Origin of the sequence: Pseudomonas sp. L-22-4S-12 (genome assembly GCF_009799935.1) — a bacterium.
Taxonomy (GTDB): Bacteria; Pseudomonadota; Gammaproteobacteria; order Pseudomonadales; family Pseudomonadaceae; genus Aquipseudomonas.
The window spans coordinates 178,220-199,882 of the sequence record NZ_WELL01000003.1; the positions used below are offsets into that span (position 1 = coordinate 178,220).

Consider the following 21,663-nt stretch of genomic DNA (forward strand, 5'->3'; position numbering starts at 1 on the left):
CCCCGTGCCGTCCACAGAGTTATCCACAGGAAGTGGGGGTAACTTTTATTCTTCCCGAGTGTGGTCGCGGGGTGTAGGCTGAGAGCCAGACCTCGCGAGGACCGCCGTTATGCCGCGCAGCCTCTGTCTTACCCGTCAGTGCCTTGGCCTGAACACACGCATCGAATGCCTGATCCACCCGCTGGCCGGCGATCGCGGCCTGTGGACGCTGCTCTGCGCGGCCGGCATGGCGGCCGCGCAACCCTCGGCGGTCAAGGCGCAGGGCCCATTCCACGGGCGTCTGGAAGCCGAATCCGTGCTCGAATCGATAGCCCAGTGCCTGGCGCTGCAGGGCTACAGCGAGTGCGCCGATCCGCCGATCTGGCGCCTGCACCTGCAGGCCGAGCTGCGCCGGCTCAATGGCGAGAGCTACCCGCATTCCCGGGATTACCAGTTCCGTCCGGAAAAATAACCCGGGCCTTGTGCGCTTTTTGTGCAATGCCCACGGTGCCGCGCCGGAGCTGTCTTGCAGCCAGGTTTCCCGACCCTACCCACAAGGTTATCCACAACGAACGGGGATAAATCCGGCAACGCTTTGTCGTCTTTGTCCGGACAGGCTGGCTGGGTATACTCGCCGCCAGTTTTTCCGACCTTGGCGAGAGCACATGGAACGCTTTATCGAGAACGCGATGTACGCCTCGCGCTGGCTGCTGGCACCGATCTACTTCGGTCTGTCCCTGGCCTTGCTGGCGCTGGCGCTGAAATTCTTCCAGGAAGTCATCCACATCATGCCGGCGATCTTCAGCCTGGATGAGGCGACCCTCATCCTCAAGCTGCTGTCGCTGATCGACATGGCGCTGGTGGGCGGCCTGCTGGTGATGGTGATGATTTCCGGCTACGAAAACTTCGTCTCCCAGCTGGATATCGAAGAAGGCAAGGAGAAGCTCAGCTGGCTGGGCAAGATGGACTCCGGCTCGCTGAAGATGAAGGTGGCCGCTTCCATCGTCGCCATCTCCTCGATCCATCTGCTCAAGGTGTTCATGGATGCCAAGAGCTACGACCCCGATCACCTGATGTGGTACGTGATCATCCACATGACCTTCGTGGTTTCGGCCTTCGCCATGGGTTACCTGGACAAGCTGACCAAGCACGACCACTGACCCGCTGCATCGCTGTGCCAGCCGCCCGGCCGTTGCAAAACGGACGGGCGGTTGCGTTTCTGCCTTGTGCTGCCGGCGAACTCTACCCAGAGTGAATGTGATGGCTATCTCTGTAGATTCCGAACAGCGAGGTGATCCATGACTCTGCACGATCTGGCGGTGCGGGCCCAGGCTGGGCAAGTCGAGGCAATCAATTTGATCTCCCTGACGGGAGGCATCTACCTGCTGGAGGCCCAGGTGGGCGACCTGGCCCTGCCACTGCAGGATGCCCACGGCGAGGCGCTGCACCCGCGCTCCCTCGAGCATGCGCGCGAGCTGCTGCACCAACTGCCGCAGGTGCCCTTGCGCCTGGTGCACACCGAGGTACAGGACGAGATGTGCGGCATGACCGCGTTGCATTGACGCGCCAGGGCTGCTTCCCACTGGGCTGAGTGGCTGTGCTAGTCTGGCCGCCCTTTTTTGCCCGCTAGTGGAGCCCAGCCATGTCCGAAGTCAATCTGTCCACCGACGAGAGCCGCGTCAGCTACGGCATCGGCCGCCAGCTGGGTGACCAGCTGCGCGACAACCCGCCGCCCGGCGTCAGCCTGGATGCCGTGGTCGTCGGCCTGCGCGACGCTTTTGCCGGCCAGGCCAGCCGCGTGTCCTCGGAAGAGCTGAATGCCAGCTTCCGCGTGATCCGTGAAATCATGCAGGCCGAAGCCGCGGCCAAGGCCGAAGTCGCCGCCGGCGCCGGGCGCAGCTACCTGATCGACAACGCCAAGCGTGATGGCGTGACCGTGCTTGAGTCGGGCCTGCAGTACGAAGTACTGGTGGCCGGCGAAGGTGCCAAGCCGTCGCGCGAAGACCACGTGCGCACCCACTACCACGGCACCCTGATCGACGGCACCGTGTTCGACAGCTCCTACGAGCGCGGCGAGCCGGCCGAGTTTCCGGTGGGTGGCGTGATCGCCGGCTGGGTCGAGGCCCTGCAACTGATGAATACCGGCAGCAAGTGGCGCCTGCATGTGCCGAGCGAGCTGGCCTACGGCGGTCAGGCCGTCGGCAGCATCCCGCCGCACAGTGTGCTGGTGTTCGACGTCGAGCTGCTCGACATCCTGTAAGAGCGATACCCGGGTGCTCGTCCTGAGCGCCCGGGCACCTGCAGGGGCGCCTTTGCTCCTGCTGCCCGGTCAGCCCCTGCAGAGGCTGCCTGGCACCTGACGCGTCCCGGCGTCAGTCGGTTGCGCGCTGTGGTTCCTCATGGGGGCGCAGGGCGCGGGCGTAGCAGAACAGGAACAGACTGCGAACCAGCTCCTTGAGCACGCTCGGCTCGCTGGAGTTCAGGCCGTTCAGGTCGAGATCGCCCTGGTCGCGCAGTTCATCGATGGCTTCCTCTTCCAGCACCGCGCACACCGCTCCGGTTTCCCGATTGAGAATGCGCAGGTAGGGATGCGGGCGATCCAGCCAGGCATCGATCAGATAGGTCATGGCTCAGCTCCTTGTCTTTAAACTCGAAGGTGAGAATAATTCCTATTCAAATAATAACAAGTCTCAATTGCAGCTTTTCGTCGGACAATAAAAAGCCCGTCGCGGGGACGGGCTCTTGGGCTGACGCCTAGCCTCAGTGGGTGCGCGCCACGGCGAAGCGGCACAGCTCGATCAGGGCGCTGCGATGGCTGTTGTCCGGCAGGGCGTCGAGGCAGGCGATGGCGCGGTCGGCATGCTCGCGGGCCAGTTGGGCGGTATAGGTCAGCGAGCCGGAAGCGGCCACGGCGGCGCGGATGCTTTCCAGGTCCTCGATGCCGCCTTTCTGGATCGCCGTGCGCACCAGGGCGGCCTGTTCGGCGCTGCCTTCGCGCATGGTGTAGATCAGTGGCAGGGTCGGCTTGCCCTCGGCCAGGTCGTCACCGACGTTCTTGCCCAGGGTCGCCGCATCGCCCTGGTAGTCGAGCAGGTCGTCGACCAGCTGGAAGGCGATGCCCAGGTGGTCGCCGAAGTGGCGCAGGGCCTCGCTCTGTGCGCTGTCGGCGCCGGCCAGCGCGGCGGCGCTGTGGGTCGAGGCCTCGAAGAGCATGGCGGTCTTGCCGCGGATGACTTCCATGTAGGTCTCTTCCGTGGTGCTGGCGTCGCGCACCTTGGACAGTTGCAGGACTTCGCCTTCGGCGATCACTCGGGTGGCGCGCGAGAGGATCTTCATCACCGGCATGCAGCCGAGTTCGACCATCATCTCGAAGGAGCGCGAATAGAGGAAGTCGCCGACCAGCACGCTCGGCGCATTGCCCCACTGCGCGTTGGCGGTGGCGCGGCCACGGCGCATGCCGGACATGTCGACCACGTCGTCATGCAGCAGGGTGGCGGTGTGCAGGAACTCGATGGTCGCCGCCAGCAGGCGCAGGTCGTCGGCCTGGTAGCCCAGGGCCTTGCCGCTGAGCAGCACCAGCAGCGGGCGCAGGCGTTTGCCGCCGGCGGAGATGATGTAGTCGCCGATCTTTTCCACCAGGGGCACGCGCGATACCAGCTGGCGGCGGATGATGCCGTCGACGGCGGCGAAATCGTCCGCCACCACGCTGTAGAAGGCCTGGGGTTGCATCGTTGACGGGGCTCCTGGGGCTGGGCGCTGTCCGGTGCCGGTCGAGGGCGCGGAATCAGCGGTGCGCGCGGCAGCTAGGCCGGTGCTCGGGCGGATTGCGCGGCATGCTAGGGGGCGGGGTAGGGGCTGTCAAGGCAAGTGCTGGCGGGGCTTGCCTCGTTTGCATGGTTTCCGTACAATCGCGGCCCCTAACTTCTTTGGGCACTCCCTGCCTTACGCAATTGCTAGGGTTCGACACTGACCCAAGCAGCCATGCCGGCCAATAACTCTTCCTATAAAGAGTCGGGTGAGCAGGTTTAACGGAGAGATATCCATGTACGCTGTAATTGTTACCGGTGGCAAGCAATACAAGGTCGCCGAAGGTGAATTCCTCAAGATCGAGAAGCTGGAAGTCGCCACTGGCGAATCCGTGACTTTCGATCGCGTTCTGCTGATCGGCAACGGCGAAGACGTCAAAATCGGCGCTCCGGTAGTTGAAGGTGCGAAGGTTGTTGCTGAAGTGACCGCCCAGGGCCGTCATGACAAAGTGACCATCATCAAGTTCCGTCGCCGCAAGCACCACATGAAGCGTCAGGGCCACCGTCAGTGGTTCACCGAAATCAAGATCACTGGCATCCAAGCCTGATCCCAGTCTGGAGTATTTGACTCATGGCACACAAAAAAGCTGGCGGTAGTACTCGTAACGGCCGCGACTCAGAAGCTAAACGCCTTGGCGTGAAGATGTATGGCAGCCAGGCGATCAAAGCCGGCAACATCATCGTGCGTCAGCGCGGCACCCAGTTCCACGCCGGTTACGGCGTTGGCATGGGTAAAGACCACACCCTGTTCGCTAAAGTCGACGGCGTGGTCAAGTTCGAAGTTAAAGGCGCCTTCGGTCGCCGTTACGTGAGCGTCGTGGCCGCCTAAGCCCGCGCTTGCTGAAAAAGCCCTGTCTTGCGACGGGGCTTTTTTGTTTCTGTATATCCTGTATCCAGTGTTCCATTAGCCCGTCGCCGAGACGGGAGGCGTACCCATGAAATTCGTCGATGAAGTTTCGATTTTTGTAAAAGCCGGCGACGGCGGTAACGGCATGATGAGCTTCCGTCGCGAGAAGTTCATCGAGAAGGGTGGCCCTAACGGCGGCGATGGCGGTGATGGCGGTTCCATTTTCATGGAGGCCGACCCGAACCTGAATACCCTGGTCGACTATCGCTACACGCGCCGTTTCAATGCGCGTAATGGCGAGAAGGGTGGCAGCACCGAATGTACTGGTGCCAAGGGTGAGGATCTGATCCTGCCGGTGCCGGTCGGCACCACGGTGATCGATGCCAGTACCCAGGAAATCATTGGCGACCTGACCAAGCCGGGTCAGCGCCTGATGGTGGCGCAGGGCGGTTGGCACGGGCTGGGCAACACCCGCTTCAAGTCCAGTACCAACCGCGCGCCGCGCCAGACCACGCCAGGCAAGCCGGGCGAGTCGCGCGACCTCAAGCTGGAGCTGAAGGTACTGGCTGATGTTGGTCTGCTTGGCCTGCCAAACGCCGGTAAGAGCACCTTCATTCGCTCGGTGTCGGCGGCCAAGCCGAAGGTGGCGGATTATCCTTTCACCACCCTGGTGCCGAACCTGGGTGTGGTCAGCGTCGGTCGCTACAAGAGCTTCGTGGTGGCCGACATTCCGGGGCTGATCGAGGGCGCTTCCGAGGGTGCGGGTCTGGGCATTCGCTTCCTCAAGCACCTGGCGCGTACCCGTTTGCTGCTGCACCTCGTCGATATGGCGCCGCTGGATCAGAGCGATCCGGCCGAGGCGGCTGAGGTGATCATCCGCGAGCTGGAGAAATTCAGCCCGGCCCTGGCCGACCGCGACCGCTGGCTGGTGCTGAACAAGGCCGACCAGTTGCTCGACGACGAGCGCGAGGAACGCATGCGCGCGGTGATCGATCACCTGGGCTGGGAAGGCCCGGTCTTCGTCATCTCCGCCTTGGAGAGCGAAGGCACCGAGGCGCTGAGTCAGGCGATCATGCGTTATCTCGACGAGCGCGAAGTGCGCAAGGTCGAGGAGCCGGCCTATGCCGAGGCGCTGGCCGAGCTGGATCGGCGCATCGAGGACGAGGCGCGCGCCCGTCTGCAGGCGCTGGACGACAAGCGTGCGCTGCGCAAGGCGGGGCTGAAGAGTGTCGATGACATCGGCGATGATGATGTCTGGGATGATGGCTTTGAAGATGACGAAGATGGTCCGGAGATCATCTACGTTCGCGATTGAGGTATCGTACAGCGCCGCTTGATAGCGGCGTTGTGCTGACTGGCCAGTAGGATTTGACGACATGCGGGACAAGGTGACTGGCGCCCAGCGCTGGGTGGTGAAGATCGGTAGTGCGCTGCTGACGGCGGACGGGCGTGGCCTGGATCGCGCGGCGATGGCGGTGTGGGTCGAGCAGATGGTGGCGCTGCGCGAGGCGGGCGTTGAGCTGGTGCTGGTGTCCTCCGGGGCTGTCGCCGCGGGCATGAGTCGCCTGGGCTGGACGTCTCGCCCGAGTGCCATCCATGAGCTGCAGGCTGCTGCGGCGGTAGGGCAGATGGGCTTGGTGCAGGCCTGGGAGTCCAGCTTTGCCGAGCATGGCAAGCACACCGCGCAGGTGCTGCTGACCCATGACGATCTGTCTGATCGCAAGCGCTATCTGAATGCGCGCAGCACCCTGCGTACCCTGGTCGAGCTCGGCACCATTCCGGTGATCAACGAGAACGACACGGTAGTCACCGATGAGATCCGTTTCGGTGACAACGACACTCTGGCGGCGCTGGTGGCCAACCTGGTCGAGGCGGATCTGCTGGTGATCCTCACCGATCGCGATGGCATGTTCGATGCCGACCCGCGGCACAATCCCGATGCCCAGCTGATTTTCGAGGCGCGTGCCGATGATCCGTCGCTGGATGCAGTGGCGGGTGGTACTGGTGGTGCGCTGGGGCGCGGCGGAATGCAGACCAAGCTGCGCGCGGCGCGTCTGGCGGCGCGTTCCGGGGCCTATACGGTGATCGTCGGCGGGCGTATCGAGCGCGTGCTCGATCGGCTCAAGGCGGGCGAGCGTCTCGGCACTTTGCTGGCGCCTGAGCGCGGTTTGCTGGCGGCACGCAAGCAGTGGCTGGCCGGGCATCTGCAGACCCGCGGTACGCTGACCCTGGATGCTGGGGCGGTGAAGGCGCTGCTGCAGGGGCACAAGAGCCTGTTGCCAGTTGGGGTTAAGGGGGTGCAGGGCAGCTTTCGGCGTGGCGAGATGGTGGTCTGCGTCGGTCCGGATGGTCGCGAGATTGCCCGTGGCCTGGCCAACTACAGCGCCCTGGAGGCGCAGAAAATCGTCGGTCAGCCGTCGGATGCCATCGAGAAATTGCTGGGTTATGTCGATGAGCCCGAGTTGGTGCATCGGGATAACCTGATTCTGGTTTAAGGAGGGCGCAAATGCGTATGGCGAAGGGATTGCTGGGTGGTTTGCTGATGTTGCCGCTGCTGGTTTCTGCGGAAGAAATCGGTGAGGTTTCCACGGTGTTCAAGTGGGTCGGACCGAACGACAAGATCGTGGTCGAGGCCTTCGACGACCCGAAGGTGGAGGGGGTGACCTGCTACCTGTCGCGCGCCAAGACCGGTGGCGTCAAGGGCGGTCTGGGCTTGGCCGAGGATCGCGCCGAGGCGTCGATTGCCTGTCGCCAGGTTGGGCCGATCCGCTTTGCCGGCAAGCTCAAGGATGGCGAGGAGGTGTTCAAGGAGCGCACCTCGCTGGTGTTCAAGACCATGCAGGTGGTGCGCTTCTTCGACGAGGGGCGCAACACCCTGGTCTATCTGGTCTACAGCGACCGGATCATCGAGGGCAGTCCGCAGAACGCGGTGACCGCCATTCCGATCCTGCCCTGGGTGGGGCAGTAGGTCGATAAAAAGCCGGAGCATGCTCCGGCTTTTTTCTGCCAGGAAAAATCCGGACAATAAAAAACCGGCCAGAGGCCGGTTCTTTATGAGCGGTACATCTTAGGCGGCGGTAGCCAGTGCCTTGATGTGACCGTTCAGGCGGCTCTTGTGACGAGCAGCTTTGTTCTTGTGGATGATGCCTTTGTCGGCCATACGGTCGATTACAGGCACAGCCAGAACGTAAGCGGTTTGCGCTTTTTCCAGGTCCTTGGCGTCGATAGCCTTGACCACGTTCTTGATGTAGGTACGAACCATGGAGCGCAGGCTGGCGTTATGGCTACGACGCTTCTCAGCCTGTTTTGCGCGTTTTTTGGCAGAAGGTGTATTGGCCACCGTCAAGCTCCTCGAGAAAAAACTGGGGGATAGCAACAAATAAGGCCGCGAATCATGCCGAGGCGAGGCCCATATGTCAAGCGCATTAGCATCCCGGTGTGCTGGCCTGACCAGTGGTGGACCGTTACACTCGACGCCTTTGCGCGGTGGCGGATTGTCCGCGACTGCGCGCGTTTGCGGAAGTCGAATATTCCATGAATTTGCTCAAGTCGCTGGCGGCCGTCAGCTCCCTGACCATGCTTTCCCGGGTGCTGGGCTTCGTTCGCGATACCTTGATTGCGCGGATTTTCGGCGCCGGCGTCGCCTCGGACGCCTGGGTGGTGGCCTTCAAGTTACCCAACCTGTTGCGCCGGATCTTCGCCGAAGGCGCCTTTTCCCAGGCCTTCGTGCCGATTCTGGCGGAGTACAAGACCCAACAGGGCGAGGAGGCGACGCGTACCTTTGTCGCCTATGTGTCGGGGCTGCTGACGCTGGTGCTGGCGCTGGTGACGCTGCTGGGGATTCTCGCCGCGCCCTGGATCGTCTGGGTTTCCGCGCCGGGCTTTGCCGATGAGGCGGAGCGTTTCAGTCTGACCACCGATCTGCTGCGTCTGACCTTTCCTTATATCCTGCTGATTTCGCTGTCGTCGCTGGCTGGCGCGGTGCTGAACACCTGGAACCGCTTCTCGGTGCCGGCCTTCGTGCCGACCCTGCTCAACCTCAGCATGATCGGCTTCATGCTGTTTCTCGCGCCGTACTTCGACCCGCCCATCGAGGCGCTGGGCTGGGCGGTGCTGGTCGGCGGCCTGTTGCAGCTGCTGTACCAGCTGCCGCACCTGAAGAGGATCGGCATGCTCGTGCTGCCGCGCCTGAGCTTTCGCGATACCGGCGTGTGGCGCGTGCTCAAGCAGATGGGGCCGGCGATCTTCGGCGTTTCGGTCAGCCAGATCTCGCTGATCATCAACACCATCTTCGCCTCCTTCCTGGTCGCCGGTTCGGTGTCCTGGATGTATTACGCCGACCGCCTGATGGAGCTGCCGTCCGGGGTGCTGGGGGTGGCGCTGGGCACCATCCTGTTGCCGGCCCTGTCGAAGACCTATGCCGGCGCCAATCGCGAGGAGTATTCGCGCCTGCTCGACTGGGGTTTGCGCCTGTGCTTCCTGCTGGTGCTGCCCTGCGCCCTGGCGCTGGCCGTGCTGGCCGAGCCGCTGACCGTCTCGTTGTTCCAGTACGGCAAGTTCACCGGCCATGATGCGGGCATGACCCAGCAGGCTCTGATCGCCTATTCGGTCGGCCTGCTTGGCATCATTTTGGTGAAAATCCTCGCGCCGGGCTTCTATGCCCAGCAGAACATCAAGACACCGGTACGCATCGCCATCTTCACGCTGGTCATTACCCAGCTGCTCAACCTGGCCCTGATCAAGCCCCTGGCGCATGCCGGCCTGGCCCTGGCGATCAGCCTGGGAGCCTGCCTGAACGCCGGGCTGCTCTACTGGTTCCTGCGGCGCGGCGGCCTGTTTCGGCCGCAACCGGGCTGGCCGCTGTTTCTCGGCAAGCTGCTGCTGGCGGTGGCGGTGATGACGGCGGCGCTGCTGCTGGCCCTGCATTTCATGCCGCCCTGGGCCGAGGGCAATATGCTCGTGCGCTTGCTGCGCCTGGGTGGCCTGGTGGCGCTCGGGGTGCTGGCTTATTTCGGCGTGCTGCTGTTGCTGGGCTTCCGTCTGCGCGACTTTGCCCGGCGCTCGGTGTCCTGAGGCGCGCGGCGGGCGACGCACTGCCTGTTGTCCGTCGCCGCCTGTGCGTATAATCGACCACTTTGTAAGCAAGAAGCGCGCTATGCAGCTGGTCCGCGGTCTTCACAATCTGCTACCCCTGAGCCAGGGATGCGTTGCCACGATCGGCAATTTCGACGGCGTGCACCGGGGCCATCAGGCCATTCTGGCGCGCTTGCGCGAACGCGCGATCGAACTCGGCGTGCCCAGTTGCGTGGTGATCTTCGAGCCCCAGCCACGCGAGTTCTTCGGCCCCGATACGGCGCCGGCCCGCCTGACCCGCCTGCGCGAGAAGCTCGAGCTGCTGGCCGGGCAGGGCGTCGATCGGGTGCTGTGCCTGGCGTTCAACCGGCGTCTGCGCGAACTGTCGGCGGCCGAGTTCGTGCGCCAGGTACTGGTCGACGGCTTGCGTGTCAAGCATCTGGAGGTCGGCGACGATTTCCGCTTCGGTTGCGATCGTTCGGGCGATTTCGCCTTCCTGGTTCAGGCTGGCGAGCAGCAGGGGTTCAGCGTCGAGGCGGCGTTGACCGTCGAGTTGGATGCCGATCGGGTCAGCAGCACCCGGGTGCGCCAGGCCCTGCAGGCCGGCGAGCTGGAGCTGGCGGAGCGTCTGCTCGGCCGGCCCTTTGCCTTGACCGGGCGGGTGCTGCACGGGCAGAAGCTGGCCCGCCAGCTCGGTACGCCGACCGCCAATGTGCAGCTCAAACGGCGTCAGCCGCCGCTGCGCGGGGTGTTTCTGGTCATCGCGCTGGTCGATGGCCAGCGTTACCGGGGAGTGGCCAATATCGGCCAGCGACCGACGGTCGCCGGCGATGGTCGTCCCCACCTGGAAGTGCATCTGCTGGATTTCGCCGGCGACCTGTATGGCCGGCGCCTGACGGTGATTTTCCACCACAAGCTGCGCGATGAGCAGCGTTTCGCCTCGCTGGAGGCGCTGAAGGCAGCGATAGACGCGGATGTCGCTGCCGCCCGGGCCTACTGGCTGGGTCAGCCGCTTGATTGATCACCGCTTGACTGAATTGAGCCCAAGAGCCTGAGATGACCGACTACAAAGCCACGCTGAACCTCCCGGATACTGCCTTCCCGATGAAAGCCGGCCTGCCGCAGCGCGAGCCGGAAACCCTGGCGCGCTGGGACAGCATTGGCCTGTACCAGAAGCTGCGGCAGCTCGGCGCGAACCGGCCGAAGTTCGTCCTGCACGACGGCCCGCCCTATGCCAACGGCAGCATCCACATCGGTCACGCGGTCAACAAGATCCTCAAGGACATGATCGTCCGCTCCAAGACCCTGTCCGGTTTTGACGCCCCCTATGTGCCGGGTTGGGACTGCCACGGCCTGCCGATCGAGCACAAGGTTGAGACCACCTTCGGCAAGAACCAGCCGTCCGACCTGACCCGCGAGCGCTGCCGCACCTATGCTGGCGAGCAGATCGAAGGGCAGAAGGCCGACTTCATCCGTCTCGGCGTACTGGGCGACTGGGACAATCCGTACAAGACCATGGCCTTCGCCAACGAGGCCGGGGAAATCCGCGCCCTGGCCGAGATGGTCAAGCAGGGCTTCGTGTTCAAGGGCCTGAAGCCGGTCAACTGGTGCTTCGATTGCGGCTCGGCCCTGGCCGAGGCCGAGGTCGAGTACCAGGACAAGAAGTCCGATGCCATCGACGTGGCGTTCGTCGTCGAGGATGCCGCCAAGCTGGCTGCCGCCTTCAGCCTGACCGATTTGAGCAAGCCGGCCAGCATCGTGATCTGGACCACCACGCCCTGGACCATCCCGGCCAACCAGGCGCTCAACGTCCACCCCGAATTCACCTACGCCCTGGTCGATACCGGTTCACGCCTGCTGCTGCTGGCCGAAGAACTGGTCGAAAGCTGCCTGGCCCGTTACGGCCTGCAAGGCGAAGTGGTGGCCACGACCCAGGGCGCGAAGCTGGAGCACATCCGCTTCCGTCACCCGTTCTACCAGCGCTTCGCGCCGGTCTACCTGGCCGAATACGTCGAGCTGGGTGCCGGCACCGGCATCGTCCACTCGGCGCCGGCCTACGGCGAGGACGACTTCCGTTCGTGCAAGCAGTACGGCATGAGCAACGACGACATCCTCAGCCCGGTGCAGAGCAACGGCGTGTATGTCAGCGACCTGCCGTTCTTCGGCGGCCAGTTCATCTGGAAGGCCAATCCGGCCATCGTCGCCAAGCTCGATGAAGTCGGCGCGCTGCTCAAGCACGAGGCGATCCAGCACAGCTACATGCACTGCTGGCGGCACAAGACTCCGCTGATCTACCGCGCCACCGCGCAGTGGTTCGTTGGCATGGACAAGGCACCGAATGATGGTGCGACCCTGCGCGAGCGTGCCCTGGCGGCCATCGAGCAGACCGAATTCGTCCCGGCCTGGGGCCAGGCGCGCCTGCACAGCATGATCGCCGGGCGTCCGGACTGGTGCATCTCGCGCCAGCGCAACTGGGGCGTGCCGATCCCGTTCTTCCTGCACAAGGAAAGCGGCGAGCTGCACCCGCGTACCGTCGAGCTGATGGAGGAAGTGGCCAAGCGCGTCGAGGAGCAGGGCATCGAGGCCTGGTTCAAGCTGGATGCCGCCGAGCTGCTCGGTAACGAGGCGGCGCAGTACGACAAGATCAGCGATACCCTCGACGTCTGGTTCGACTCCGGCACCACCCACTGGCACGTGATGCGTGGCTCGCACCCGATGGGGCACGAGCACGGCCCGCGCGCCGACCTCTACCTGGAAGGTTCCGACCAGCACCGCGGCTGGTTCCATTCGTCCCTGCTGACCGGCAGTGCCATCGACGGCCATGCGCCGTACAAGGCCCTGCTGACCCACGGTTTCGTGGTCGACGAGAACGGCCGCAAGATGTCCAAGTCGCTGGGCAACGTGGTCGCCCCGCAGGAAGTCAACGACAGTCTGGGCGCCGACATCATGCGCCTGTGGGTCTCGTCCACCGACTACTCGGGCGAGATGGCCGTGTCCAAGGTCATCCTGCAGCGCAGCGCCGACGCCTACCGGCGTATCCGCAACACCACGCGCTTCCTGCTTTCCAACCTGAATGGCTTCGATCCGGCCAAGGACCTGTTGCCGGTCGAGCAGATGCTCGATCTGGATCGCTGGGCCCTGGACGCCGCGGCGCGTCTGCAGGACGAAGTGATCGAGGCCTACGGCGAATACCGCTTCTGGAACGTCTACCAGAAGGTGCACAACTTCTGCGTGCAGGAGCTGGGCGGTTTCTACCTCGATATCATCAAGGACCGCCAGTACACCACTGCGGCCAACAGCGTGGCACGGCGTTCCTGCCAGACCGCGCTGTTCCACATCGCCGAGGCGCTGGTGCGCTGGATCGCGCCGATCCTGGCGTTCACCGCCGACGAGATCTGGCAGTTCCTGCCGGGCGAGCGCAACGAGTCGGTGATGCTGAATACCTGGTACACCGGCCTGCAGCGCCTGCCGGAAGGCTTCGCGCTGGACCGCGCCTACTGGGATCAGGTCATGACGGTGAAGGCGGCGGTGAACAAGGAACTGGAAAACCTGCGCGCGGCCAAGGCCATCGGCGGCAGCCTGCAGGCGGAAGTCACCCTGTACAGCGAAGAGTCGCTGCAGGGCGCCCTGGCCAAACTCGGCGACGAGCTGCGCTTTGCCCTGATCACCTCGGCGGCCTCGCTGGCGCCGCTGGCGGAGGCGCCGGCCGATGCGGTGGTGACCGAGGTTGCCGGGCTCAAGCTGAAGATCGTCAAGTCCGGCCATGCCAAGTGCGGACGCTGCTGGCACTTCCGCGCCGATGTCGGCAGCCATGCCGCGCATCCCGAGCTGTGCGAACGCTGCGTGAGCAACATCGAAGGCGCCGGCGAGGTGCGTGAACATGCCTGAGGTCAGCCGTTTCGGGCGTCTGGCTTGGCTGTGGCTGGCACTGCTGGTGTTCGTCCTCGATCAGGGCAGCAAGCAGGTGGTGCTGCAGCTGCTCGAGTATGGTCAGCGGGTGGTCGTGCTCGATGGCTATTTCGACTGGATCCATGTGTACAACCGCGGCGCCGCCTTCAGCTTCCTGGCCGGTGAGTCCGGCTGGCAACGCTGGTTCTTCGCCGCCATCGCCCTGGGTGTCAGTGCGGTGCTGGTGGTCTGGATGAAGCGCCTGAAAGCCGATGAAACCTGGCTGGCCATCGCCCTGGCCCTGGTACTGGGCGGGGCGCTGGGCAACCTGTATGACCGTGTCGTGCTCGGTCATGTGGTCGATTTCATCCTCGTGCACTGGCAGAGCCAGTATTACTTCCCCGCCTTCAACCTGGCGGACAGCGGCATTACCGTCGGCGCCGTGATGCTGGCGCTGGATATGTTCAAGAGCAAGAAGTCCGGAGAACCTGCACATGACTGAGCAACGTATTGGCCCGGACAGGGAAGTCACCCTGCATTTCGCCCTCAAGCTGGAATCCGGCGACGTGGTCGACAGCACTTTCGACAAGCAGCCGGCGACCTTCAGGGTCGGCGATGGCAATCTGTTGCCGGGTTTCGAGGCGGCCCTGTTCGGCTTCAAGGCCGGCGACAAGCGCGTGGTGCAGGTCGAGCCGGAGAATGCCTTCGGCCAGCCCAACCCGCAGAACGTGCAGGTGATGCCGCGTTCGCAGTTCCAGGATATGGAGCTGTCCGAAGGGCTGCTGGTGATTTTCAACGATGCGGCCAACGCCGAGCTGCCCGGGGTGGTCAAAGCCTTTGACGATGCCCAGGTGACCATCGACTTCAATCACCCGCTGGCGGGCAAGACGCTGAACTTCGAGGTGGAAATCATCGAGGTTCGCCCGGCCTGATGCTTGCCGGCCGCGCCGCTGTGGCGCGGCCGAGGCTTCACGGCTCATCTTTCTTTTCAGCGCACTGCCCGAGATCGCCAGCATGCAAATCAAACTCGCCAACCCCCGCGGCTTCTGCGCCGGTGTCGATCGCGCGATCGAGATCGTCAACCGCGCCCTGGAGGTATTTGGCCCGCCGATCTACGTGCGTCATGAAGTGGTGCACAACAAGTTCGTGGTCGAGGATTTGCGCGCACGCGGCGCGGTGTTCGTCGAGGAACTGGAGCAGGTGCCGGACGATGTCATCGTTATCTTCAGCGCCCATGGTGTGTCCCAGGCAGTGCGTCAGGAAGCCGAGGCGCGCGGCCTCAAGGTGTTTGATGCGACCTGCCCGCTGGTGACCAAGGTGCACATGGAGGTGGCGCGCTACAGCCGCGACGGCCGCGAGTGCATCCTCATCGGCCATGCCGGGCACCCGGAGGTCGAGGGCACCATGGGCCAGTACGATGCGGCCAACGGCGGCGCCATCTACCTGGTGGAGGATGAGGCGGACGTTGCCAGGCTGCAGGTGCACAATCCCGAGCAGTTGGCCTTCGTCACCCAGACCACCTTGTCGATGGATGACACCAGCCGGGTCATTGACGCGTTGCGGGCCAAGTTTCCTAGCATCGGCGGTCCGCGCAAGGACGACATCTGCTACGCCACGCAAAACCGCCAGGATGCGGTCAAGCAGCTGGCCGCCGAATGCGATGTGGTGCTGGTGGTGGGCAGTCCGAACAGCTCCAACTCCAATCGCCTGCGCGAACTGGCCGAGCGCCTGGAGACGCCGGCCTATCTCATCGATGGTGCCGAGGACCTGCGCCAGGAATGGTTTGCCGGTAAGTCGCTGATCGGCATCACGGCTGGTGCTTCCGCTCCGGAAGTGCTGGTGCGTGCAGTGGTTGAGCGCTTGCGCGAGTGGGGGGCGGCCGGGGCTGAGGAGCTGGACGGCCGGCCAGAGAATGTGACCTTCTCGATGCCGAAGGAGCTGCGGGTCAAGAGTCTGTAGCTGACGTGCAGGGTGTCGAGTCGCCGTCTGAGCTGATGCGTACCCTGCCGGTTTTCGCCATGACCAGTTTGTAGTAGGTGCTGGGTGATGCCTGCGAGCAGAACGTCAAGGTGCCAGCCTGAAATCCGCCGCTGCTCAGTTGCGGCTCGCCATGCATGTTGAAGTGAACATAACTGGCTATGGGCGTGTTACCAGAAATTACCAGTGTATCGCTGGGTTCCCGGATCAGCAGTGCGCGTTCGCCATCATCCTGTATGGCGTTGTGGTTGGGATCCTCGAATACCGTCCAGCCAGCCCCCCAATCACTCTGCTCAGCCAGCAAGGTCACCCCTGTCTGGTGCAGTACCGCATAGGTTCTGGCGTATTTCAGGGCACTGATAAACTCGCCCAGGCCGGCATTCAGCCTCTGTTGGGCGATGATGGCGCTGGTTGCGGGTGCTACCAGGAAGGAAAGCATTGCCGTAATGGCAAGTGCAGTCAGTAGTTCGATCAGAGTGAAGCCGTGGGGGCGCATGTTTAATCCGTCCGTGGATCAGTAGGCGAGCTGACTATAGGTGAGCCTGGCTGATGGGCAAGGCCACTTGTCCGGACTGCACGGCCCCCCCCCCTGCCGGTATTCGCTGAGGCTTCTAATTCGACCGTATGTCCCGTTTGGCCTGTTGTCCTTTGGGCTTATGGATATAGTCGCGCCCAGAAAAGGGAGAGCAGCCATGCGGCAATATCTAAGGGGTTTCACCATCATCGAGCTGATGATCACGCTGGCTGTCGTGGCGGTTTTGGCCGCCTTGGGCCTGCCGGCTTTCGACGGTGCATTCGAGCGCTCGCGAGCCAGCACCGAAGCGAATGATTTGGCTCAAGCGCTCAACTATGGACGCCTCGAAGCCATCAACCGTAGTCAGTCGGTGACAGTGGTACCAACTGATACCAATGCGGGGTGGGCTGCAGGTATCACCATCAAGCAGAGTGCTGACGATTCGGTATTGCGCACCGTGCCGGCGATGTCGTCGGGGGCTGCGGTGGCGGAAGAGAATGGTGCCGACTCCATCGTATTCAATAGCTTTGGCGGTCTGAATAGTCCGTCAGCCGCAGTGGCGTTCACCTACACGCTGAGTGATCAGAGCAAAGTTGTGGCGGTGTGTCTGAGTGGGCGCATTCAGGTTGGAGTGTGCAATTAATGAGCATGCAGCGGATGCACAAAATGCAGCAGGGCGTCACCCTGATCGAGGTGATGATCGCCGTTTTCATCAGCGCGATCGGTGTGCTGGGGGCTGCCGCGCTGCAGCTTAATGCGCTTAAGTACACTAATAGCGCCGTCTATACCTCGCAGGCCAGTTTCATCGCCTACGACATTCTGGATCGGATACGGGCCAGTGCCGATCCAGACAACCTGAATGCCTATGATCTCGATAGCACCAACTCCCCGCCCTCGGGATCCGGTTTGCAGGATACCGATCTGATCGACTTCTCAACCAATGTGCAGAGCCTTCCCAGTGGACTCGGCAGCATCAATGTGGTCGGCAGTACGGTAAGCGTGACCATCAGCTGGTCGGAAGGCAAGGCAGGTCTCAGTGCTGATGAAACTGGCAACTTCACCGTTACCACCGATGTTGCCAACGAGTGATGCGCATGATGAAGAGCAAACAAAATGGGTTCGGTCTTGTCGAGGTCATGGTTGCCTTAGTGCTTGGGCTGCTGGTAGTGCTGGGAATTACCCAGATATTCGTCAGTTCCAAGCAAACCTATGTAGCGCAGGATGCTTCGGCGCGCTTGCAGGAGGATGCCCGCTATGTGCTGACGCGCATGACCCAGGAGTTGCGCATGGCGGGCATGTTCGGCTGCCTGTCGCTGAGTTCTGCTTCGGTCTCCGGTGCTCCGCCGGAGTTCGATGAGCCTATTAGCTGGGAAAACAATACGCTTGGCATCATTACGGCGAATGCTGTCACCGGTTCCGCCACGGCAACCGATGCCGACTGGACACTGACCACCGATTGCCGCACCACCGGTACGGTACAGGTCGGGGAGCACGCCCCGGCAACGGGGGAGATGGCCTTCCCTATTCGCCAGGTCGAGTATCGGTACGACTCGGGGGAGCAAACGCTTTCCGTGCAGAACGGTGGGAGTGGCGGCTTTCAACCCCTGATTACCGGGGTTACGGACTTCTCCGTCGCCTTTGGTATGGCCGCGGACTCTGAAAGTACCTATGCATCGGGCAGTTATGTTGAGACTCCTGGAGATTCAGCGTCTATCCGTAGTGTACGGATCAGAATGACCCTGGCTGATCCAGACGGTAAGGCGCGTGATCAGACTTATTCGGTTGTTGCTGCATTGCGCAACCGGCTGCTGTGAGGGGGAATATGCAAATCATAAAGAAACAGAGCGGCATGGCCTTGTTCGTCAGTCTGATCTTCCTCCTGTTGTTGACCATCTTTGGCGTGGCGGCCATGCAGAATGCAGGGGTGCAGGAAAAGATGGCCGGCAATATAAAAATGAAGAATGAAACGTTCCAGTTGGCCGAACGTGCGCTGCGTGAAGGTGAGAACTATATCCTCGATGTTGCTCACGAGGGTGATCTGGCGACCTGCAACGAGTGCGTTGGCAATAATTGTCGTGTGCCCACGATTACCGGGGGGCTGGTCGAGACTGATGGCGTCTGCGATGTCTGGAGAAGTGCTGCCTCGGGCAACACCTTCTATCAACTGCAGAAGATCGGGGGCTCGAGTGCTGCGGTAAATGTGCAGGTCGGTTCGAGTGTCGTGTTATATCGAGTGACCGCAGTGTCGTACCAAGGTAATGCCAGGACTGCGCTGGAAAGCATCTATGCGCACAGTAACTGAGTGTTCTGTGAGGGATAAGGAAATGTCGTCTTTGAAAAACAAGTGCAACGCCTCAGGATCTAGGTTGCTTTCGCTGCTGGCCGGTTTTGCCCTGGCGGGATATACGGCGGCTCCACTGTATGCGTTTACTCCCTTTCAGGCTCCACTGTTGAGTACGGCTGCTGTGGCGCCCAACGTGATGGTGTTGCTGGATAACTCGGGTAGTATGAATACCGTTATCTATCATAATGGCTTTAATTCCAAGACCGATTATCCAACGGCGATGTATTGCAAGGCTGGAACCTCCTGTACTGTCAATAATAAAGATCACTGGACAGAGACGGCTACGCTCTCCGGGCATGACGACGTGGCGCAGGGTGATTGCAGTGCTGGGTATTACAAGTTGGGTGCAAGGAATGCGTATAAAGTCAGCAAGAAGACGGTTTACTACCCGGGTAGTGCGGGTCAGACTGTCTGCATTCCCTTTCCAGATGAGCTTCAGATAAATTCATCGGGCACCATGTCTGATGAAGTGGACATGCCAAAGAATTATCTCGAATATCTGGTGCAAGGCCTTCTGGCAGGAACCTTTAGTGCGGTGGATATTCCAACCGGTCACCGTATGGGCGTTGCCAAGTCAGTTGCTAAGCAGGTTATCGCCGACAATTTCTCTGGAGTGCGTTTTGGCCTGGCCAGTTTCCGTCCGGGTAGTGATGCATCTGGCAGTACAGGCGAAACCTATAAGCAGCAGGGAGGAATTATTCTTTCGGATCTGGGGGCGGCTCAGAGCACTCTAGATACCCAGATCAATTCCATGTATGGCACGACTTGGACTCCGTTGGCTGAAGCTTATTACGATGTGGTGCGCTATTATCGTGGTTTGGCCAGTTCTTACAATTCCGCCCCGGCAACACCATCGAATCAGGTCCAGTATCGTTGTCAGAAGAATTTCGGGATTGTCGTGACTGACGGTGCGCCGACATACGATACCAAGTTCTATAACGCATCGACCGATCCAGATCGGGATAACCCCTCGGTAGGGGGGGCGGATAACCTGCCTAACTGGGATGGGTTGAACCCTGCCCCACCAGCCCCTTATTCCGATGGCAACTCGTCTGTTTCTCTGGGTAGCGAGGGACACAGTTACTATCTGGATGACATAGCCTCGTTTGCTTATGACGTCGATATTCGGCCTACGGCAAGCACCTTGGATAATGCGGGTAAGAGCTTCGAGGATAGTGCGTTTAATAAGCAAAGCATCAGAACCTATACGGTCGGCTTTAACGCAGACAATCAAATGCTGAAGGATGCGGCCTACTATGGTCGCGGCAAGTACTACACTGCGTCTGACCGCGCAGGTTTGAGTTCGGCGTTGAGTCAGGCACTTAACGAGATCAGTGCGCAGGCGGGTTCCGGTGGCGCCGGTGCGTCCAGCTCCTCGAGCTTGACCACGTCCACTCGCTACTACAAGACGCTATACGATCCTGCCGACTGGCGTGGCACCATCGAGGCCTATAGCTTGAGTGAGACTACGGGGCGTCTGGTATCGCGTGCCTGGACGACCGACAGCACCATTACGCCCTCCAATAACGGGGCTTCTTACGAAACCTACAATACTGCGACCAATGCAGTGGTTTCGCTCAGCTACAGCAATGTGTCTACTGGTCAGCAGGCGATCCTGGATGCAGATTTGCCAAGTGGTATCACCGGCACTCAGCTGGTCGATTGGGCCAAGGGCTCCACTGTGACGGGGCTGCGTACGAGAACGGTTCTGCTAGGTGATGTCATCAACTCCACTCTTGAGCGGCTTTCGTCTACGGAGCGTCTGGCCAGCAGCGTGACTGGCGATAACTCCTATAACACCTATATGTCCGCCAAGGCTGCGATGACCAACAGCCTGCTGGTCAACAGCAACGATGGTTTCTTTCATGTGATCAATGCCGAGACCGGCGGGCATCGCTATGCGTTCATGCCTTCCAGCGTATTCCCATCGCTGCACACTGTGGCTGCCACCGACTATGCCACTGGCGGCTCGCACAAGTTCATGGTGGATGGCGGTATCACCGTTGCGGATGCCGAGCTGGGCTCGACCTGGTCCACTGTGGCCGTTGCCGGGATGGGCGGCGGCGGTAAGAGCATGTTCGCCGTCAAACTGTTCTCTGCTGGTAATAACACTATCGGTGCTCTGTGGCAGATCACTGCGCCCGCTACCTCGAGCCCGGCAAATGCGTTCAACAACCTTGGTTATACCTACTCGAAGCCGCTGGTGGCGAGAACCTCGGATAACGAGTGGGTGGCGATCTTCGGTAATGGCTATGGCAGTCACCTGGGCAAGGCCTCGCTGTACGTGGTCAACCTGAGAACCGGTGCGCTGATCCAGGAAATCGTGGTCGATGCCAATGACGACGGTACGGCGCCCAATGGCCTGTCCAGCCCGCAGATGGTGGTGAATGCTCAGTATCAGGTGCAGAAAGTGTATGCCGGCGACCTGCGTGGCAATCTCTGGGAGTTCGACTTTTCCAGTGCCACCGGATCTGTTGCTAATTCGGGCAACCCCCTGTTTTCTGCCGAGGTAAATCACCCGATTACGGCCAGGCCTCTGGTAGTCGAGCACACCGAGGGGGGCCATCTGGTACTGTTTGGTACCGGCAAGCTGATGGAGGCCGAGGACAAGCTCAGTACCGAGCTGCAGACGTTCTACGGTATCTGGGACAAGAATGGCGTAACTGGCACGGTCGAGAGCACTTCCCTGCAGGAGCAGACCTTTACTGAGGCTGTGGACATCACGGCAAACGGTTCAACGCAGACCTATTACAAAACCAGTGAAAATGAAGTCGATTGGGATACCCGGCGTGGCTGGTACTTGCCGCTCAGCCTGGATGGTGCTCGCGAGGGGGAGCGTGTGATCTACCCGGCACAGACCACCATGGGGCGGGTCATCTTCGTGACCGCCAAGGTCGATGCCGATGACCCCTGTCAAAGTACCGGTAGCGGCAAGCTGGTCGAGCTGGATGCCCTGTCAGGGAAGATGCTGAGCTACCCGGTGCTGGATACCAATGGCGATGGGCGTATCGATGACGGCGATACCCGGGTTTCCGGATTGGCGATCGATGGCGGCCTGCCGGGGCAGCCTGTGATCATTGATGCCGGCGAGCAGAAGAAGACTCAGGGTAAGTACATTCTGGATTCGACCGGTGAGGTGGTGGTGGTGGATGAGTGCGGCGAGGTAAACAACGGGCAGTGCGGCGGTGTTTCACAATCCCGACGCATCATGTGGCGTCAATTGCAGTAAGGGGGC

24 protein-coding genes are annotated in these 21,663 nt (G+C 61.7%); 20 read left to right on the forward strand and 4 right to left on the reverse strand.

Annotated features, from left to right (window positions below):
* Positions 1 to 109 precede the first annotated feature (109 nt).
* The 4 genes from F3I16_RS10070 (at position 110) to F3I16_RS10085 (ending at position 2,239) form a co-directional block, all read left to right on the forward strand.
* Positions 110 to 451 carry a hypothetical protein gene (locus F3I16_RS10070; RefSeq protein WP_160493535.1) on the forward strand — a complete coding sequence of 114 codons (342 nt, stop codon included), beginning with the start codon at positions 110 to 112 and terminating at the stop codon, positions 449 to 451.
* Positions 452 to 644: 193 nt separating this feature from the next.
* Complete coding sequence (locus F3I16_RS10075; RefSeq protein ID WP_160493536.1) at positions 645 to 1,139, forward strand: TIGR00645 family protein; 495 nt, start codon at positions 645 to 647, stop codon at positions 1,137 to 1,139.
* Positions 1,140 to 1,277: 138 nt separating this feature from the next.
* Complete coding sequence (locus F3I16_RS10080) at positions 1,278 to 1,541, forward strand: DUF6482 family protein (protein WP_160493537.1); 264 nt, start codon at positions 1,278 to 1,280, stop codon at positions 1,539 to 1,541.
* Between the two features lie 80 nt (positions 1,542 to 1,621).
* Positions 1,622 to 2,239: an FKBP-type peptidyl-prolyl cis-trans isomerase gene (locus F3I16_RS10085; RefSeq protein WP_160493538.1), complete on the forward strand. Its 618-nt coding sequence runs from the start codon at positions 1,622 to 1,624 to the stop codon at positions 2,237 to 2,239.
* 112 nt (positions 2,240 to 2,351) lie between these two features.
* Here the strand turns inward: F3I16_RS10085 and F3I16_RS10090 are convergent, their stop codons facing one another.
* Positions 2,352 to 2,606 (reverse strand): hypothetical protein, encoded by a 255-nt coding sequence (locus F3I16_RS10090; RefSeq protein WP_160078417.1) that lies wholly within the window; start codon positions 2,604 to 2,606, stop codon positions 2,352 to 2,354.
* A 133-nt stretch (positions 2,607 to 2,739) separates the two neighbouring features.
* Entirely contained in the window at positions 2,740 to 3,708 is a 969-nt protein-coding gene (locus F3I16_RS10095; RefSeq protein ID WP_160493539.1) for a polyprenyl synthetase family protein, read from the reverse strand.
* Between the two features lie 313 nt (positions 3,709 to 4,021).
* Here F3I16_RS10095 and rplU point away from each other — a divergent pair, with 313 nt between their 5' ends.
* The 5 genes from rplU to F3I16_RS10120 all read left to right on the forward strand — a co-directional run bounded on the left by rplU (position 4,022) and on the right by F3I16_RS10120 (position 7,600).
* Complete coding sequence (gene rplU / locus F3I16_RS10100) at positions 4,022 to 4,333, forward strand: 50S ribosomal protein L21 (RefSeq protein ID WP_160078419.1); 312 nt, start codon at positions 4,022 to 4,024, stop codon at positions 4,331 to 4,333.
* Positions 4,334 to 4,356: 23 nt separating this feature from the next.
* Positions 4,357 to 4,614, forward strand: coding sequence for a 50S ribosomal protein L27 (gene rpmA / locus F3I16_RS10105; RefSeq protein WP_160078420.1), 258 nt, complete (start codon positions 4,357 to 4,359; stop codon positions 4,612 to 4,614).
* A gap of 106 nt (positions 4,615 to 4,720) precedes the next feature.
* A complete protein-coding gene (gene cgtA / locus F3I16_RS10110; protein ID WP_160493540.1) occupies positions 4,721 to 5,947 on the forward strand; it encodes an Obg family GTPase CgtA in 1,227 nt (408 codons plus the stop codon).
* 61 nt (positions 5,948 to 6,008) lie between these two features.
* On the forward strand, positions 6,009 to 7,127 hold the full coding sequence (proB, locus tag F3I16_RS10115) for a glutamate 5-kinase (RefSeq protein WP_160493541.1): 1,119 nt from the start codon (positions 6,009 to 6,011) through the stop codon (positions 7,125 to 7,127).
* Positions 7,128 to 7,138: 11 nt separating this feature from the next.
* Entirely contained in the window at positions 7,139 to 7,600 is a 462-nt protein-coding gene (locus F3I16_RS10120; RefSeq protein WP_160493542.1) for a CreA family protein, read from the forward strand.
* Between the two features lie 99 nt (positions 7,601 to 7,699).
* Here F3I16_RS10120 and rpsT read toward each other — a convergent pair whose 3' ends face one another.
* Positions 7,700 to 7,972: a 30S ribosomal protein S20 gene (gene rpsT / locus F3I16_RS10125; RefSeq protein ID WP_160078424.1), complete on the reverse strand. Its 273-nt coding sequence runs from the start codon at positions 7,970 to 7,972 to the stop codon at positions 7,700 to 7,702.
* Positions 7,973 to 8,166: 194 nt separating this feature from the next.
* Between rpsT and murJ the strand changes: the two genes are divergently transcribed.
* From murJ to ispH, 6 genes are all read left to right on the forward strand, one after another.
* Positions 8,167 to 9,705, forward strand: coding sequence for a murein biosynthesis integral membrane protein MurJ (gene murJ, locus F3I16_RS10130; protein ID WP_160493543.1), 1,539 nt, complete (start codon positions 8,167 to 8,169; stop codon positions 9,703 to 9,705).
* An 82-nt stretch (positions 9,706 to 9,787) separates the two neighbouring features.
* On the forward strand, positions 9,788 to 10,726 hold the full coding sequence (gene ribF / locus F3I16_RS10135) for a bifunctional riboflavin kinase/FAD synthetase (protein ID WP_160493544.1): 939 nt from the start codon (positions 9,788 to 9,790) through the stop codon (positions 10,724 to 10,726).
* A 35-nt stretch (positions 10,727 to 10,761) separates the two neighbouring features.
* Positions 10,762 to 13,593, forward strand: a complete 2,832-nt coding sequence (gene ileS, locus F3I16_RS10140; RefSeq protein ID WP_160493545.1) for an isoleucine--tRNA ligase — start codon at positions 10,762 to 10,764, stop codon at positions 13,591 to 13,593.
* Entirely contained in the window at positions 13,586 to 14,095 is a 510-nt protein-coding gene (lspA, locus tag F3I16_RS10145) for a signal peptidase II (protein WP_160493546.1), read from the forward strand. Before ileS ends, lspA begins: the two co-directional genes overlap by 8 nt.
* Entirely contained in the window at positions 14,088 to 14,525 is a 438-nt protein-coding gene (gene fkpB, locus F3I16_RS10150; protein ID WP_160493547.1) for an FKBP-type peptidyl-prolyl cis-trans isomerase, read from the forward strand. The genes lspA and fkpB overlap by 8 nt, the downstream gene beginning before the upstream one ends.
* A gap of 82 nt (positions 14,526 to 14,607) precedes the next feature.
* Positions 14,608 to 15,552, forward strand: a complete 945-nt coding sequence (gene ispH / locus F3I16_RS10155) for a 4-hydroxy-3-methylbut-2-enyl diphosphate reductase (RefSeq protein ID WP_160493548.1) — start codon at positions 14,608 to 14,610, stop codon at positions 15,550 to 15,552.
* Here the strand turns inward: ispH and F3I16_RS10160 are convergent.
* Positions 15,539 to 16,066 (reverse strand): GspH/FimT family pseudopilin, encoded by a 528-nt coding sequence (locus F3I16_RS10160; RefSeq protein WP_160493716.1) that lies wholly within the window; start codon positions 16,064 to 16,066, stop codon positions 15,539 to 15,541. The two genes, ispH and F3I16_RS10160, sit on opposite strands and share 14 nt — an antisense overlap.
* A gap of 196 nt (positions 16,067 to 16,262) precedes the next feature.
* Here F3I16_RS10160 and F3I16_RS10165 point away from each other — a divergent pair, with 196 nt between their 5' ends.
* Genes F3I16_RS10165 through F3I16_RS10185 form a run of 5 tightly spaced genes read left to right on the forward strand, consistent with a single transcriptional unit; the run spans position 16,263 to position 21,657 of the window.
* The gene (locus F3I16_RS10165; protein ID WP_160493549.1) at positions 16,263 to 16,727 is read left to right on the forward strand and encodes a GspH/FimT family pseudopilin; all 465 of its coding nucleotides are present in this window, start codon (positions 16,263 to 16,265) and stop codon (positions 16,725 to 16,727) included.
* Positions 16,727 to 17,173, forward strand: a complete 447-nt coding sequence (gene pilV, locus F3I16_RS10170) for a type IV pilus modification protein PilV (protein WP_256670141.1) — start codon at positions 16,727 to 16,729, stop codon at positions 17,171 to 17,173. Before F3I16_RS10165 ends, pilV begins: the two co-directional genes overlap by 1 nt.
* A 5-nt stretch (positions 17,174 to 17,178) precedes the next feature.
* On the forward strand, positions 17,179 to 17,898 hold the full coding sequence (locus F3I16_RS10175; RefSeq protein WP_256670143.1) for a PilW family protein: 720 nt from the start codon (positions 17,179 to 17,181) through the stop codon (positions 17,896 to 17,898).
* A gap of 35 nt (positions 17,899 to 17,933) precedes the next feature.
* A complete protein-coding gene (locus F3I16_RS10180; RefSeq protein ID WP_160493550.1) occupies positions 17,934 to 18,386 on the forward strand; it encodes a PilX N-terminal domain-containing pilus assembly protein in 453 nt (150 codons plus the stop codon).
* Between the two features lie 22 nt (positions 18,387 to 18,408).
* Positions 18,409 to 21,657, forward strand: a complete 3,249-nt coding sequence (locus F3I16_RS10185; RefSeq protein WP_160493551.1) for a pilus assembly protein — start codon at positions 18,409 to 18,411, stop codon at positions 21,655 to 21,657.
* Positions 21,658 to 21,663: the final 6 nt, after the last annotated feature.

Excerpts from the sequence above, each read along its gene's own strand:
- F3I16_RS10085 (WP_160493538.1), top strand. The coding sequence starts at position 1,622 with ATGTCCGAAGTCAATCTGTCCACCGACGAGAGCCGCGTCAGCTACGGC.
- F3I16_RS10120 (WP_160493542.1), top strand. The coding sequence starts at position 7,139 with ATGCGTATGGCGAAGGGATTGCTGGGTGGTTTGCTGATGTTGCCGCTG.
- cgtA (WP_160493540.1), top strand. The coding sequence starts at position 4,721 with ATGAAATTCGTCGATGAAGTTTCGATTTTTGTAAAAGCCGGCGACGGC.
- murJ (WP_160493543.1), top strand. The coding sequence starts at position 8,167 with ATGAATTTGCTCAAGTCGCTGGCGGCCGTCAGCTCCCTGACCATGCTT.
- F3I16_RS10180 (WP_160493550.1), top strand. The coding sequence starts at position 17,934 with ATGGCCTTGTTCGTCAGTCTGATCTTCCTCCTGTTGTTGACCATCTTT.
- lspA (WP_160493546.1), top strand. The coding sequence starts at position 13,586 with ATGCCTGAGGTCAGCCGTTTCGGGCGTCTGGCTTGGCTGTGGCTGGCA.
- ileS (WP_160493545.1), top strand. The coding sequence starts at position 10,762 with ATGACCGACTACAAAGCCACGCTGAACCTCCCGGATACTGCCTTCCCG.
- F3I16_RS10095 (WP_160493539.1), bottom strand. The coding sequence starts at position 3,708 with ATGCAACCCCAGGCCTTCTACAGCGTGGTGGCGGACGATTTCGCCGCC.
- fkpB (WP_160493547.1), top strand. The coding sequence starts at position 14,088 with ATGACTGAGCAACGTATTGGCCCGGACAGGGAAGTCACCCTGCATTTC.
- F3I16_RS10090 (WP_160078417.1), bottom strand. The coding sequence starts at position 2,606 with ATGACCTATCTGATCGATGCCTGGCTGGATCGCCCGCATCCCTACCTG.
- proB (WP_160493541.1), top strand. The coding sequence starts at position 6,009 with ATGCGGGACAAGGTGACTGGCGCCCAGCGCTGGGTGGTGAAGATCGGT.
- F3I16_RS10160 (WP_160493716.1), bottom strand. The coding sequence starts at position 16,066 with ATGCGCCCCCACGGCTTCACTCTGATCGAACTACTGACTGCACTTGCC.
- ribF (WP_160493544.1), top strand. The coding sequence starts at position 9,788 with ATGCAGCTGGTCCGCGGTCTTCACAATCTGCTACCCCTGAGCCAGGGA.
- F3I16_RS10070 (WP_160493535.1), top strand. The coding sequence starts at position 110 with ATGCCGCGCAGCCTCTGTCTTACCCGTCAGTGCCTTGGCCTGAACACA.
- F3I16_RS10185 (WP_160493551.1), top strand. The coding sequence starts at position 18,409 with ATGTCGTCTTTGAAAAACAAGTGCAACGCCTCAGGATCTAGGTTGCTT.
- pilV (WP_256670141.1), top strand. The coding sequence starts at position 16,727 with ATGAGCATGCAGCGGATGCACAAAATGCAGCAGGGCGTCACCCTGATC.
- F3I16_RS10080 (WP_160493537.1), top strand. The coding sequence starts at position 1,278 with ATGACTCTGCACGATCTGGCGGTGCGGGCCCAGGCTGGGCAAGTCGAG.
- F3I16_RS10175 (WP_256670143.1), top strand. The coding sequence starts at position 17,179 with ATGATGAAGAGCAAACAAAATGGGTTCGGTCTTGTCGAGGTCATGGTT.
- F3I16_RS10075 (WP_160493536.1), top strand. The coding sequence starts at position 645 with ATGGAACGCTTTATCGAGAACGCGATGTACGCCTCGCGCTGGCTGCTG.
- rplU (WP_160078419.1), top strand. The coding sequence starts at position 4,022 with ATGTACGCTGTAATTGTTACCGGTGGCAAGCAATACAAGGTCGCCGAA.
- F3I16_RS10165 (WP_160493549.1), top strand. The coding sequence starts at position 16,263 with ATGCGGCAATATCTAAGGGGTTTCACCATCATCGAGCTGATGATCACG.
- rpmA (WP_160078420.1), top strand. The coding sequence starts at position 4,357 with ATGGCACACAAAAAAGCTGGCGGTAGTACTCGTAACGGCCGCGACTCA.
- ispH (WP_160493548.1), top strand. The coding sequence starts at position 14,608 with ATGCAAATCAAACTCGCCAACCCCCGCGGCTTCTGCGCCGGTGTCGAT.